Origin of the sequence: Synechococcus sp. A10-1-5-1, assembly GCF_023115425.1 — a bacterium.
Classification (GTDB): domain Bacteria; phylum Cyanobacteriota; class Cyanobacteriia; order PCC-6307; family Cyanobiaceae; genus Vulcanococcus.
In genome coordinates, this window is sequence record NZ_CP096032.1 from 636,464 (window position 1) to 649,924 (window position 13,461).

Annotated in this window: 14 protein-coding genes; 5 read left to right on the forward strand and 9 right to left on the reverse strand. The window is 64.2% G+C overall.

The genetic code is table 11. The features are described 5' to 3' along the window. Positions 1–11 precede the first annotated feature (11 nt). Complete coding sequence (locus MY494_RS03350; RefSeq protein ID WP_247911335.1) at positions 12–671, reverse strand: ParB-like protein; 660 nt, start codon at positions 669–671, stop codon at positions 12–14. A gap of 63 nt (positions 672–734) precedes the next feature. On the opposite strand from MY494_RS03350, the gene MY494_RS03355 reads away from it, so the two are divergent. Further along, on the forward strand, positions 735–1,139 hold the full coding sequence (locus MY494_RS03355; protein ID WP_247911336.1) for an SgcJ/EcaC family oxidoreductase: 405 nt from the start codon (positions 735–737) through the stop codon (positions 1,137–1,139). Here MY494_RS03355 and MY494_RS03360 read toward each other — a convergent pair. The 3 genes from MY494_RS03360 to MY494_RS03370 form a co-directional block, all read right to left on the reverse strand. Further along, on the reverse strand, positions 1,136–1,531 hold the full coding sequence (locus tag MY494_RS03360; protein WP_247911337.1) for a helix-turn-helix domain-containing protein: 396 nt from the start codon (positions 1,529–1,531) through the stop codon (positions 1,136–1,138). The genes MY494_RS03355 and MY494_RS03360 overlap by 4 nt on opposite strands. Before the next feature lie 150 nt (positions 1,532–1,681). Next, positions 1,682–1,864 carry a hypothetical protein gene (locus tag MY494_RS03365; RefSeq protein WP_247911338.1) on the reverse strand — a complete coding sequence of 61 codons (183 nt, stop codon included), beginning with the start codon at positions 1,862–1,864 and terminating at the stop codon, positions 1,682–1,684. Positions 1,865–1,937: 73 nt separating this feature from the next. Beyond that, positions 1,938–2,216, reverse strand: a complete 279-nt coding sequence (locus MY494_RS03370; protein ID WP_247911339.1) for a DUF427 domain-containing protein — start codon at positions 2,214–2,216, stop codon at positions 1,938–1,940. A gap of 24 nt (positions 2,217–2,240) precedes the next feature. Between MY494_RS03370 and MY494_RS03375 the strand changes: the two genes are divergently transcribed. After that, entirely contained in the window at positions 2,241–3,842 is a 1,602-nt protein-coding gene (locus MY494_RS03375) for an NCS2 family permease (protein WP_247911340.1), read from the forward strand. Here the strand turns inward: MY494_RS03375 and MY494_RS03380 are convergent. After that, positions 3,823–4,389 (reverse strand): DUF2808 domain-containing protein, encoded by a 567-nt coding sequence (locus tag MY494_RS03380; RefSeq protein WP_247911341.1) that lies wholly within the window; start codon positions 4,387–4,389, stop codon positions 3,823–3,825. The genes MY494_RS03375 and MY494_RS03380 overlap by 20 nt on opposite strands. A gap of 82 nt (positions 4,390–4,471) precedes the next feature. Between MY494_RS03380 and MY494_RS03385 the strand changes: the two genes are divergently transcribed. After that, on the forward strand, positions 4,472–4,645 hold the full coding sequence (locus MY494_RS03385; RefSeq protein WP_247911342.1) for a hypothetical protein: 174 nt from the start codon (positions 4,472–4,474) through the stop codon (positions 4,643–4,645). 6 nt (positions 4,646–4,651) lie between these two features. Here the strand turns inward: MY494_RS03385 and MY494_RS03390 are convergent, their stop codons facing one another. Beyond that, complete coding sequence (locus MY494_RS03390) at positions 4,652–5,908, reverse strand: glutathione S-transferase family protein (RefSeq protein WP_247911343.1); 1,257 nt, start codon at positions 5,906–5,908, stop codon at positions 4,652–4,654. A gap of 93 nt (positions 5,909–6,001) precedes the next feature. Between MY494_RS03390 and gorA the strand changes: the two genes are divergently transcribed. Next, positions 6,002–7,363 (forward strand): glutathione-disulfide reductase, encoded by a 1,362-nt coding sequence (gorA, locus tag MY494_RS03395; protein WP_247911344.1) that lies wholly within the window; start codon positions 6,002–6,004, stop codon positions 7,361–7,363. A gap of 4 nt (positions 7,364–7,367) precedes the next feature. After that, positions 7,368–8,075 (forward strand): SDR family NAD(P)-dependent oxidoreductase, encoded by a 708-nt coding sequence (locus MY494_RS03400; protein ID WP_247911345.1) that lies wholly within the window; start codon positions 7,368–7,370, stop codon positions 8,073–8,075. Here the strand turns inward: MY494_RS03400 and MY494_RS03405 are convergent. Genes MY494_RS03405 through carB form a run of 3 tightly spaced genes read right to left on the reverse strand, consistent with a single transcriptional unit; the run spans position 8,072 to position 13,445 of the window. Then, complete coding sequence (locus tag MY494_RS03405) at positions 8,072–9,397, reverse strand: sodium:alanine symporter family protein (RefSeq protein WP_247911346.1); 1,326 nt, start codon at positions 9,395–9,397, stop codon at positions 8,072–8,074. The two genes, MY494_RS03400 and MY494_RS03405, sit on opposite strands and share 4 nt — an antisense overlap. Positions 9,398–9,431: 34 nt before the next feature. Then, positions 9,432–10,106 carry a DUF3386 domain-containing protein gene (locus tag MY494_RS03410; protein WP_247911347.1) on the reverse strand — a complete coding sequence of 225 codons (675 nt, stop codon included), beginning with the start codon at positions 10,104–10,106 and terminating at the stop codon, positions 9,432–9,434. Positions 10,107–10,151: 45 nt separating this feature from the next. Then, positions 10,152–13,445 carry a carbamoyl-phosphate synthase large subunit gene (carB, locus tag MY494_RS03415; RefSeq protein ID WP_247911348.1) on the reverse strand — a complete coding sequence of 1,098 codons (3,294 nt, stop codon included), beginning with the start codon at positions 13,443–13,445 and terminating at the stop codon, positions 10,152–10,154. Positions 13,446–13,461 lie beyond the last annotated feature (16 nt).

The following is a 13,461-nucleotide window of genomic DNA, read 5'->3' on the forward strand; positions in this document are numbered from 1 at the left end:
CCGCAAGCTAGTCAGGACGGACCAATCCAACCGGCGAGCTGGGACGCGCCCTGGGAGCGAGCCAGGGCGCGAGCGGCGGGCAGGGCCGGCTCCAACTTCGACGAGCTGAAGGGGGGGAGTTGGCGACTGCGCAACCATGCACCCCAGCGGAACTCATGGAAGGGAATCAAGGGCGCCGAGGCGATGACCTTCTCGCGCTTCAACTTCCAAACCAAGCTGCGGTAGGGATCGTCCTGAGTCCCCAGCAGCGTGGGGGGCAAGCTCGAGGGGTCCAGTGGCCCCAGGCCGCGGCCGTCATAGAGGTAGAGCCAACCTCGGCGGTGCAATTCGCCCAACACCACGGTGGGGTCATCGCTCTGCACCTCCAGCGCCACATATCCAAAGGCCGTGGCACTGGGATCGAGCTCCAGCAGAGCCCGCAGGCGATGGTGGCGATCCAGCATCCAGAGCTCTCCGGAGGCACTGCGCACCAGCGGCGTGGGCTTGCGCTTTAAGTACTGACGCTGCTCTTTGGGGTCATCCTCAGCAAAATCCCTTTGGCGGCTGACGATCTCCGCCATGCCCACGCAGAGCTGAGTCGGATGCAAATCCTGAATTGGGACCTCCAACAGCGCTTTCTTGCCCCCCGTGGGGGGCGGCAGGGGATGAAACGGTGGCAGATGCAAAGGCATCGCTCGAACCTAAACCGGGTTTTTCAACTGCTGCTGTCTCTGTTCGCCGTTTTGTGTATTGGGGTGAACAGTGCCGAGGCCGTTGATTCCGCCAGTTGCCACACCCTCTCGGAGAGGCAAGTCGCAGGACTGTTCGACCGCTGGAATACGGCCTTGGCCACCGGGGATCCCACCCAAGTCAGCGCCCTTTATCGCCCCGATGCCCTGCTGCTACCCACCCTCTCGGATCAGGCGCGCACCAATACGGCCGGGATCGAGGACTATTTCAAGGGCTTTTTGAGCAAACACCCCACCGGTCGCATCGATCAACGGGTGATCCAAAGCGACTGCAACGTCGCCATCGATGCCGGCAACTACAGCTTTGAACTCGATGACCAAGGCTGGGTGCAGGCCCGTTACACCTTTGTCTACGTCTACAGGGATGGGACGTGGAGCATTGAGCACCACCACTCCTCGCTGCTGCCCTAGGCCGCCGGCTTGAGCATGTGCCTCAGCTCGCCTCTGGGCAGCTCCGATAACACCGAGGGGACCGGAGGGGAGGACGACTTCACCCGTGATCCCTCCTGGTGCTCGCGGATGGTGAGGCCGTAGATCTCGAGGAAGAAATCGCGATCAGCCACCGATCCCGTCAGGCCACATTGGCGATAGAGCTCACGCAGGGGCGTCCAGGGACGGTCCATGACGAGGCTGTAGAGCTGATGCAGGCGGAAACGCCTCAGGGCCTTGAGCGGTGGCTCACCACAATGGCTATTGAACAGGTTCTGCAGGGAGCGGACACTGACATGGACGTGCGCCGCGAGGTCAGGCATCCGCAGATCGCTTGCGAAATGCTCGGCGACATAAACGGCCAGCGTCCGCATCACCTCAGCATCTGCAGGGTTCACAACCCGTTGATGAGCTGGGAGACCCGGCAAAAGAAAAATCCTGGGTCCCAAAAATTACGGGAAGATCCTGAACCGAATGGAGTTATGTCATGGAATTCGGGGCACTATGCAGTATCTGCATAGTGCTCAACGCATCCGACCTGAGGCCGTCCGTTTTGCAGCGAAGGTCGTCGATGCCAATGGGGAGTGGGCAGCATTTCGCCAACGGCGCTGACGGCGCTGCTGCCACCAGGTCAGTAGAACCCGCAGAGCGATGAAGCCATAGAGGCCAAGCAACAGCAAGCTTGCGACCTCTTTGAAGCTCGCCATGGCCAGGGTCGTTGCGAAACACCTTCATGCAAGCCGTGACTCCAACCGCGTCAATCGGCATTTGTGCCAAGGATTAGCTCACCTTCACCCCTTTCCAGAAGGCCACACGCTCGGTGATTTCTGCGGCGGCGGGCTTGGGGGTCTCGTAGCTCCAGGCGCAGTTGGCATTGACCTCACCATTGACCACGACATCCCAGTAACGGGCGGTGCCTTTCCAACCGCAGCTGGTGGTGTGGCTGCTGTCTCGAAAGAACTCCTGCTTGAGGGCAGCGCGGGGGAAATAGGGATTGCCATCGACCATGACGATGTCGTCGCTCTCGGCAATCACGGTTCCGTTCCAGCTGGCTTGCATGCTTGAGGGGATGCCACTACAGCCATGATCTCGCCTGACCCGAGCAAGACGGGACCCCGCTGGTTCGTTAGCGGCGATCTGGATGGCTTTCTGGGCTTAAGCCTGGACAACCTGATCCAAATCCTGCTGATCCTGGGGCTCTGCCGAGGAGTCCTGGGCTACCCCGATGCCCTGGTCTTTGGAACGATTCTTCCCGCCACCGGCATCAGCCTGTTGATCGGCAATGGCGCCTATGCCCTGCAGGCCTACCGGCTGGCGCAACGGGAGAGGCGTAGCGACCGAACGGCCCTGCCCTACGGCATCAACACCGTCAGCCTGTTTGCCTACATCTTCCTGGTGATGCTGCCGGTGAAACTCACCGCCTTGAGCCAGGGCTTCGATGAGGCCACCGCAGTTCGGCTCTCCTGGCAAGCGGGCCTGATGGCCTGCCTGGGTTCAGGCTTGATCGAGGCCAGCGGAGCCTTCTGCGCCGATTGGCTGCGGCGTTGGCTGCCGCGGGCCGCCCTGCTCTCAACCTTGGCTGGAATTGCCCTGGGCTACATCGCGTTGGGCTTCCTGCTGCGCACCTATGCCCACCCCCTGGTGGGTCTGGCGGTCTTGGCAGTGATCCTGGCCACCTACTACGGGAAAGTCCGCTTTCCGATCCCCGGCGGCTTGCTGGCGGTCCTGGTCGGCTGTGTCCTGGCCTGGAGCAGCGGACTGATCGAGGCCAACCCCGAGCGCTGGGCCCAGGAGGCAGCCCAGATCGGCTGGCGCATGCCCCAGCTGGAACTGGGCAGTCTCTGGGCAGCGCGAGGGCAACTGCTGCCCTGGCTCGGGGTGATCGTGCCGATGGGCTTGTTCAACGTGCTGGGCTCGCTGCAGAACATTGAGAGCGCCGAGGCAGCCGGTGATCGCTATCCAGTGCGCAGTTCCCTCTTGATCAATGGCCTGGGCACCGTGGTCGCGGCGGGGTTGGGGTCCTGCTTCCCCACCACGATCTACATCGGACATCCCGGCTGGAAAGGGATGGGGGCCCGCATTGGCTACTCCTGGTTGAACGGCCTGTTGATGGGGGCGGCCTGCCTACTGGGCCTCTTTGGCGTCGTGGGCCAGATCGTGCCGATCGAAGCCGGGATGGCCATCGTCCTCTACATCGGCCTGGTCATCACCGCCCAGGCCTTTGAAGCCACCCCCCGCTCCCATGCCGCCGCGGTCGCCCTGGGGCTGATGCCGGGCCTCGCTGGATGGGGTGCCTTACTGATCAAGGCGGGCTTGCGGGCCGGTGGTGCCGGAGGTCCAGAGACCCCCTTTGGTCCCGGGCTGCTGGAGGGGCTTCAGCAAGCAGATGTCTGGGCCGCCGGCGCTTTTGCCCTGGAGCAGGGGCAGATCATCACAGCCATGCTCCTGGCCGCGATGGTGGTCTACGCGATCGAGCAGCGCTTCAAGGCCGCCTGCCTGACGGCCTTGGTGGCCGCCGTTTGCTCCTGGTTTGGCGTGATCCACGCCTGGCAGTTCAGTGCCAGCGACACCACCCTGCAGCTCGGCTGGGGAACGGGGGCGGCCTGGGCCCAGGGCTATCTGGCGATGGCCGTGGTCTTCGCAGTGGCCAGCCTCAGGCGCCAGATCACCAGAAGCGACTCATGATCTCGAGCCGCGCCACCCCCAACGGAGCCGGCACCGGGTTGGGACCAGCGGGCAGGGCCTGCACTGCAAAGACATAGGTGTCGGCCCAGGTGGGATTCAGCGGCGGCCGCAGGGCCAGGGTGACCACTTGCCCCGGTTGGGGAGGCTCAGGGAAGACTGCCCGCAGGGTGCGGGTCGCCTGATCAAAGGTGGCCTCCACGGGAACGGCAGCCCCTTCCCGCCGGGGACGGCCGATGAACGCCCGTGCCCGCTTGGGCGCCAAGGAGAATTGGCGATCCACCCCGCGGATCTGGGTGATCACCAGACCACCTAAACCAGCCCCGGCCTTTTCCGCCAGGGTGACGGTGAAGTAGTACTCCCCCTGGGCCTGGTTGACGTACCAGTAGTAGTTGGTGAAATCCACCTTCCAGGGCGGATTCGTGAAGTAGGTCTGCCCCCTGAGCTCCAGTGCCGCCGCGGGTTCAGGAGAGATGGCATCCGGCACGCCGGAGAGAAGCAAACCCAGCGCCGTGCAGGCGGCAGCCGATGACGCTCTCCAAGCAGCCATAGCAGCGTTGGTGTGGATGGTTGAACGCTAGCCAGCGTTTTGGGGAGCAGTTGATATCTTCAAAGCACTGCAGCGCACCTCGATGAACCGGGCTGAACTCGATGCCATCGAACTGATGCTGCGTGATCTGAACACCCGCCACGAAGAAATCCGTCACCGGGCTGCCTTCCGCGGCTGCACCCGCGAGTTGGTCACCCTGCAGCAGGAACTGGTCGAGTACCTGATGGCCAAGAAGGCCGAGGTCAGCGGCCGTTAAATCCGCTCAGGCCTCGGCGAGAAAGGGAATCGGGTTCTGATCACGCCGGTGCTGCACCGGCAGCGGGGCTGGTTGTTCCTGGCTGTCGAGCGCCGCAGTGGTCTCCAGGGCACTGCGTAGCAGACGGCCGGCATGCAAGGACATATCCCGCGGGACGGAGATGCGATCCCGCAAATAGCGCAGACCCACGGCTGTCCCGGCGGGGGGAGCGATGGGACCGTTCTTCGGCTTCAGCAGCAGGGTGAGGGCCGAGCGCAGGGCTTGATCAAAGGCCGGTGAGGCGGCGGGATTGAGCGCAATCAACCTCTCCCGATGCCGCAGCACCCGCGACACCGCCTCAATGTGGGCCCCTTCCGGCTGCGTCTGGCGGGTCTCGATCACCGCCGGATCCTCCAGGGGCCAGGGCCCCTGGTCGATCAACTGGGCGACCCGCCGTTGCTGGGCACCACCACTGGCCAAACAACAGCCCATCTGCGGCGGCAGGTCATGGGCATGGGTGTGGAAATCGCTTTGGGTTCCCAGGTAGGTGCGGCGCTGCTCAAGCGCCGTGAACCAACGGTCAATGGCCGGGTGCTGCTGACGAATCCCGTAGCCCTTGTAGTAAGCGAGGGAGGCGTTCATCCGCTCGAGGTAGGGGATGAAGATCACATCGGCGCTGCTGAAGCGCTCGAGGAAGAACGGACCGGGAGTGGCCTCAAGGGCCTCCTCCACCAAGCGGGCGATCCGGGCGAAGTGCTGCTCCGCTGGTGCGCTGTGGGCCCCCTCACCGTCGCAGTAGCAAAGCCACTGACACCAGGCGCGAAAGAGGCGGCGCTCGAGCTGCCGCAGGGGGAAGACATCGGGATCGCTCAACCCGGCCTCCAGGGGACCGAAGCCATCCTCAAGGGTCTGCAGGATCACGTCGCTTTCGGTGTAGAGCCGGCCATCGAGCTCCAGGGCCGGGAGCATCCCTGAGGGGACGACCTGCTTGTACCAGCGCTCCTTCTCGCCGTAGCAGAACATCGTGACCTTGCGGATCCGATAGGGAATCCGCTTCTCCTCGAGCCAGAGCCAGACCTTCTGGCAGTAGGGGCACCAGGCGTGGTGATCGCGGTAGAGGGTGACGCGCACCTCCGACTCCGGCCGGCCAAACAGCCGCAGCCGTGCTTGGGCATTGGTGGGCCCCTCCTGGCGGAGCTGCAGCAGTTGCTCTTCGCTCTGGAGGGGCAGCAGTTCAGCGAGGTCGTCCCAGCTCAGTGCTTGCGGACCCGGGGAGCTGAACATCAACGGGAGGGCGGGACGGTCCCCTGTTTTAGGGAATCAAGGCAGCAGCTCGGGCCCCTCTAGGCAACACTTGGGGCAGGCAAGGGCGATGGCATGAGCGACCACTTCGATCTGATCGTGATCGGGGCCGGATCTGGCGGACTGGCCGCCGCCAAGCGAGCGGCCTCCTACGGCGCCCGGGTCGCCATCGTCGAAGGGGACCGAGTCGGCGGCACCTGCGTCATCCGCGGTTGCGTCCCAAAAAAACTGATGGTCTATGGCTCAGCCGTCCGCCATCAACTCAGCGATGCCGCGAGCTACGGCTGGAGCCTCGGCGAGAGCTGCCATGACAGCAGCGTGCTGCTCAGCAAAGTGCGGGCTGAGGTCGATCGACTCAACCAACTGCACATCGGCTTCCTGGAGAAGGCGGGTGTGCAGTTGCTGAGCGGTTGGGGTCGCTTTGCCGATGACCGGACGATCAGCGTGCAGGACAGCAGCGGGGTAGAAACCCATCGGCTGACGGCGGAGCGGATCTTGATCGCCGTGGGGGGGCGCCCCCATCGCCCCGAGATCCCTGGAGCCGAGCTGGGCTGGGTCAGTGACGACATGTTCGAACTCCAGCAATTCCCCAAAGAGGTGGTGGTCGTCGGCGCCGGCTTCATCGCCTGTGAGTTCGCCTGCATCCTCAACGGCCTGGGGGTCAAGGTCACCCAACTGGTGCGCGGCGACCACCTGCTGCGGGGCTTCGACCGGGAATGCGGCCTGGCGGTCCAGGAAGCGATGGAGGCCGAAGGCATCGAAGTCCGCCTGGCCCACAGCCCCGCCGCCATCGAAGGACAACCGGAGGACCTGACAGTGGTGACCCAAAGCGGCGAGCGGATCGCTTGCAACGGCGTGCTGCTGGCCACCGGACGCCGGCCCTTCCTAGCGGGCCTCAACCTGGAGGCCGCTGGGGTGGCCGTGGAAGGCCATCGCATTCCCGTTGACGCGGATCAGCGCACCAACGTGCCCCACATCTACGCCGTGGGAGACGTCACCGATCGGATCAACTTGACCCCGGTTGCCATCGATGAGGGCCGGGCCCTGGCGGACACGATTTGGGGTAACAAGCCCCGCCAGGTGGACCATGACCTGGTGGCCGCTGCGGTCTTCTCCCAGCCGGAGCTCTCCAGCGTCGGCCTCAGCGAGGAGGCTGCGATCAAGCGATTTGGACCAGACGGCGTCAAGGTGCACCGGGCCCGCTTCCGGCCCATGAGTCAGGCCCTACCGGCCCGCGATCCCAAGGTGCTGCTGAAACTCGTCCTCGAGGCGGCCACGGGCAAGGTGGTCGGCTGCCACATGGTGGGGGAGCACGCCGCCGAGATCATTCAGATGGCCGCGATCGCCGTGGGCATGGGGGCCACCAAGGCCGATTTCGACCGCACGATGGCGCTCCATCCGACGATCTCCGAGGAGTTCGTCACCCTGCCCAACTAAGGCGATGCGCACACTCTTGATCAGCGGCGCCAGCCGCGGCATCGGCCGGGCCATGGCTGAGCGTTTGTTGAGGGATGGCCATCGCCTCAGCCTGGGCCTGCGCAACCCAGACGATCTCAAGGGCAGCCCCCTCGATCCGGATAAGGCCGGAGCGGATCGCGTGCTGCTGCATCCCTATGACGCCGCTGTGCCAAGCGATGCCGAAGCCTGGGTGCAGGCGACGCTGGAGCGCTTTGGACAGCTGGACAGCGTGATTCACTGCGCGGGGATCTTCTCGCGGGTGCCGCTGGTGTTTGAAAGCGGCCAAGAGGAGGAGATTCAGCGCCTCTTCGAGGTCAATGTCATGGGCCCCTGGTGGCTGACCCGCGCCGCCTGGCCGCAGCTGGCCGCCCATGGCTCCGGCCGAATCGTCGTGCTGGTGTCGATGAGCGGCAAACGCACCAAGGGACGCCTGGCGGCCTACAGCACCAGCAAGTTCGCCTTGATGGGGCTCTGTCAGACGATGCGCAATGAAGGCTGGGAGAGCGGCATCCGGGTCACGGCGATCTGCCCAAGTTGGGTCAACACCGACATGGCCGCCGCAGTGAAGGCCTTGCCGCCTGAGCAGATGACCCAAAGCGAGGACCTCGCCTCCCTCACCAGCCAGCTGCTGGAGCAACCCAACAGCTGTGTGCCCTTTGAGCTGGCGGTGAACTGCAACCTGGAGGCCTAACGCTCGAACTTGTACTCACGGGTCAGCTGGAAGACCGTGCCGCTGAGCAGCAGCAGGGCGATCAGGTTGGGCAGAGCCATCAGGCCATTGAGGGTGTCAGCCACCCCCCAGACCACACCGCGATCACCGGCCACCGAACCAATCACAACCACTGCAACCCAGACGAAGCGGAAGGGCTTGATCGCCCGCTCACCGAACAGAAATTCGGTGCAACGCTCGCCGTAGAAGCTCCAGCCCAGAACGGTGGTGAAGGCAAAGATCACCAGGCCGGCGGTGACGACCCAACCCGAGCCGCTCAGGCCGGTGTTGAAGGCCAGGATCGAGAGGTTGGAGCCCGACTCACCACTGCCATAGACACCCGTGGTGATGATCACCAGGGCGGTCATGGTGCAAATGATCAGGGTGTCGATCACGGTGCCGAGCATGGCCACCGTCCCCTGACGAACTGGGTCATTGGTGCGGGCTGCCGCGTGGGCAATCGGAGCACTGCCCAGACCGGCTTCATTGGAGAAGATGCCGCGCTTGAAGCCCATTAGCACCACCTGGCCGAAGGCGCCACCGGCGGCAGCCTGTCCATTGAAGGCATTGCTGAAGATCGTGCCGAAGGCAGCCGGCACATCGCTGATGTTGAGTCCCAGCACCACCAGGCAGGCCAGGACATAGAGGATCGACATCGCCGGCACCAAAGCCGAAGCGGCCTGGGAGATCCGGTTGATGCCGCCAACAATCACGGCAAAAACCAAACCGCCCAGCACTAAACCGGTGGCCACCCGGGGAATCCCAGCCGCCGCCAGGGCACTGGAGACCTCAAAACACTGGACGCCATTGCCGATGCCGAAGCCCGCCAACATCCCGAAGATGGCGAAGAGCACCGCCAACCACTGCCAGTTGGGACCCAGGCCATTGCGGATGTAGTACATCGGGCCGCCAACGTGGTTGCCCAGGCCGTCGACTTCCCGGTAGCGAACGGCGAGGACCGCCTCGGCGTACTTGGTGGCGATGCCGAAGACGGCGATCACCCACATCCAAAAGACCGCCCCGGGACCACCGATGGCGATCGCTCCGGCGACCCCGGCGATGTTGCCCGTACCGATCGTCGCCGAGAGGGACGTCATCAAGGCACCGAAGGCGCTGATATCTCCAGCCTCTCCAGCCGCAGCGGGCTTGGCGAGCATCCGCACGCCATAGCCAATGCGCTGCAGCGGCATCAAGCGCAACCCCAGCATCAACACGATGCCGGTGACTGCGATGAGCGTGACCATGGGCCAGCCCCAGACGACCCCGTTAATCGGGTCGTTGATGGCCTTGATGAGTTGTTCCATCCATCACCAGAGGATCCGGCGATGGTGGCACGATTCAGGCGGGGCTCAGGGCTTCGAAACGAAAGACCTGACGACCTGCAGGACTATCACCGAAGGCCTCAGTTTCCACCACCCGCTCACTCAGCACCCAGGGGCCTTCGCCGGCCAAGGGAACAAAGGTGTCGGTGAAGCTGCTCTTGCCGCCGCGGGCCTCGCCACTGGCGGGATCGGCGTACTGACTCGTGTAGGTGTGACTGAGGTAGCCACTACCGGTGTCGGTGGTGCTCTCGGTGAAGATCGTCACCACGGTGCCGTGGATGTGGCGGTGCACCATCGTCACCACGTCATCCTTGATCCGGTAGCGATCGCCATCGTTCTTGCCGCCGACGATCACCTCAGTGCCCACCGCATCGGTCTCACCGGCGGTGAAGGTGTTCTCGCCGTGGGTCTGCTCAAAGCTGCGGCGCACCCGGTGAATGCAGACCTCCCAGAGCTGGGACGCGATCGCCTTGTGGATCTCCTCGTTCTCAATGCCCTCCACCTGGGCCTTGAGGTCAGCGCCGACCTTGAAGGTGCCTTCCACGCGCTGGTCGCCCTGCTCCCAGATGCAGCTGCCGCTGTAGCCGCCAAAGCCAGGGGCCCAGGTGTAGCGGTTTTCGTAGGCCGCCCGGAAGGCAGCCGTGCAGTCGGAACCAGAGCTAACCGGAGCAGAGCTTGGGGCGACGGTCACGGCGAGACATGCGACAGAAGATTCACCCTACGGGGCAATCCCCCCCTAGCCGTGGATGTCCTGCAGGGCGCGCACCTGCAGCTCCTGGGCCTGGAGTGCAGCGATGCCCTCCACCGCCGCCCGGGCACCAGCCAGGGTCGTCACGGTCGTCACGGCGTAGTCAATCGCGGCGCGGCGCAGGTACTTGTCGTCGTGGGCAGCCTGACGGCCGACGGGGGTGTTGATCACCAGCTGGATCTCACCGGAGCGGATCGCGTCTTCAATGTTCGGGCGGCCCTCATGCACCTTGAGCACGGTCTCCACCTTGAGCCCCGCTGCTGAGAGAGCACGGGCGGTGCCTTCGGTGGCCACCAGGCGGAAGCCCATCTGGTCCAAGCGCTGGGCGACGGGCAGCAGCGCTGACTTGTCGCGGTCGTGGGTGGAGAGAAACACCGTGCCAGTGGTGGGTAGGGCTTCGTTGGCCCCCAGTTCCGCCTTGGCGTAGGCCAGGCCAAAGCTGGTGGCCGTGCCCATCACCTCACCGGTGCTGCGCATCTCGGGACCCAGGATTGAGTCGGCACCGGGGAAGCGCTTGAAGGGCAGCACCGCCTCCTTGACCGCCTGAAGGGGCGGCTTGGGCTCGCTGGTCAGACCGATCTGCTCGAGGGTTTTGCCAGACATGATCCGGCTGGCCACCTTGGCCAGAGGAACGCCGGTGGCCTTGGCCACAAACGGCACCGTGCGGGACGCACGGGGGTTGGCCTCAATGATGTAGACGAGACCGTCCTTGATGGCGAACTGCAGGTTGATCAGTCCATTGACCTGAAGAGCCAGGGCCAGGGCCTCACTCCACTGGCGGATCGTGGCCAGGGCGTCCTGCTCCAGGCTCACCGAAGGCAGGGCGCAGGCTGAGTCACCGGAGTGAACACCAGCCGGCTCGATGTGCTCCATCAGGCCACCGATGACGACCTTGCCAGTGCCATCACAGAGGGCATCGACATCCACCTCGGTGGCGTTCTCGAGGTACTGGTCAATCAAGACCGGATGATCGGGCTCGACGTTCACCGCTTCAATCATGTAGCGGTTCAGTTCGTCCTCTCCGTAGACCACCTCCATGGCGCGGCCACCGAGGACGTAACTGGGGCGGACCACCACGGGATAGCCGACGCGCTCGGCCACCACCCGGGCCTCCGCTTCGCTGCGGGCCAGGCCATTGCGAGGCTGACGGATGTCGAGGCGACGCAGGATTGCTTCGAACTGCTCGCGGTCTTCCGCGTTGTCAATCGATTCAGGGGAGGTGCCCCAGATGCGGGTGCCCGTGGCCTGACCGGCGGGGGAATCCAGCCAGCGCAGCAGCGGAATCGCCAGCTTTAGTGGGGTCTGGCCGCCGAACTGAACGATGACCCCTTCCGGCTTCTCGGCCTCGATGACGTTGAGCACATCCTCAAAAGTGAGGGGCTCGAAGTAGAGACGATCGGAGGTGTCGTAATCGGTGGAGACCGTCTCCGGGTTGGAGTTCACCATCACGGTGGCGAACCCTTCCTCCTGCAGAGCAAAGGAGGCGTGGACGCAGCAGTAGTCGAACTCGATGCCCTGGCCGATGCGGTTGGGGCCGCCCCCAAGGATCATCACCTTGCGGCGCGATTCCGGCTGGACCTCCGACTCCGGAGCCATTAATTCCAGGCTTCCGTCCGCCAGCAAGCGCTCCATCGGCCGCTCATAGGTCGCGTAGTGATACGGGGTGCTGGAGGCAAACTCCGCGGCGCAGGTGTCCACGGTTTTGAACACCGCATTCACCCCAAGGCCCTGGCGGTGCGAGCGCACCTCCAATTCCTTGCTGCCAGTGGCCCAGGCGATCTGACGGTCGGAGAAGCCCAGCTGTTTGAGCTCCAATAGTGCGGCGGTATCCAGCGCAGCCAGGCTCTGGCCCTTCAGCAACCGTTGTTCGGCCTCAATGATCCGGCGCAACTTCGCCAGGAACCAGGGATCGATGGCCGAGATGCGATGGATGTCGGCATCGCTGTAGCCATTCACCATGGCGGTGCGCACCGCAAAGATCCGATCGGGCGCAGGGGTGCGGAGCTCCCGATCAAGATCGGAGCGCTCGGGGCTGGGATCCGGGCGATCGCAACCCCAGCCAGCATGGCCGGTCTCCAGGGAGCGCAGGGCCTTCTGGAAGGACTCTTCGAAGTTGCGACCGATGGCCATAGCCTCGCCCACAGACTTCATCGCCGTGGTGAGTACCGCCGGGCTGCCGCGAAACTTCTCGAAGGCAAAGCGGGGGACCTTCGTGACGACGTAGTCAATCGTGGGCTCAAAACAGGCCGGGGTCTTGCCGGTGATGTCGTTGAGGATCTCGTCGAGGGTGTAACCAACGGCCAAGCGAGCAGCGATCTTGGCGATCGGGAACCCCGTGGCCTTCGAAGCCAGGGCCGAGGAGCGAGACACCCTCGGATTCATCTCAATCACGATCACGTCCCCATTGGCGGGATTGATCGCGAACTGGATGTTGCTGCCGCCGGTGTCCACTCCGATTTCCCGGATGATCGCGATCGACTGGTCACGCAGACGCTGGTATTCGCGGTCCGTCAGGGTCTGGGCTGGAGCCACGGTGATCGAATCACCGGTGTGCACCCCCATCGGATCGAGGTTTTCAATGGAGCAGACGATCACCACGTTGTCGGCGGTGTCGCGCATCACCTCCAGCTCGAACTCCTTCCAACCGAGCAGGGACTGCTCGATCAGGATCTGATTCACGGGGCTGGCATCCAGGCCGCTCAGACAGATGGCCCTGAACTCTTCGGGGTTGTAAGCGATGCCCCCACCGCTGCCGCCCAGGGTGAAGGCGGGTCGAATAATCCGGGGATAGCTGCCGATCTGATCACCGACGGCCTCGGCCTCCTCCAAGGTCGTGGCGATTCCTGAGGGGCAAACACCCACCCCAATGCGTCCCATGGCCCGCTTAAACAGGTCCCGGTCTTCCGCCTTCTCGATCGCCTCGAGGTTGGCGCCGATCAGCTCAACGCCGTACTTCTCCAGGGTGCCGTCCTTGGAAAGGGCCACCGCCAGGTTCAGGGCCGTCTGACCGCCCATGGTCGGCAGGAGAGCATCGGGGCGCTCCTGCTCAATCACCCGCCGGACCACATCAGGGGTGAGGGGCTCGATATAAGTGCGATCCGCCATGTCCGGATCGGTCATGATCGAGGCGGGGTTGCTGTTCACCAGCACCACCTCAAAACCCTCGGCCCGCAAGGCTTTACACGCCTGCGTCCCCGAGTAATCAAATTCACAGGCTTGACCGATCACGATCGGGCCTGACCCCAGCAGCAGGATGCGACGCAGATCCGTGCGACGGGGCATAGGAGGGGGCCGGCAG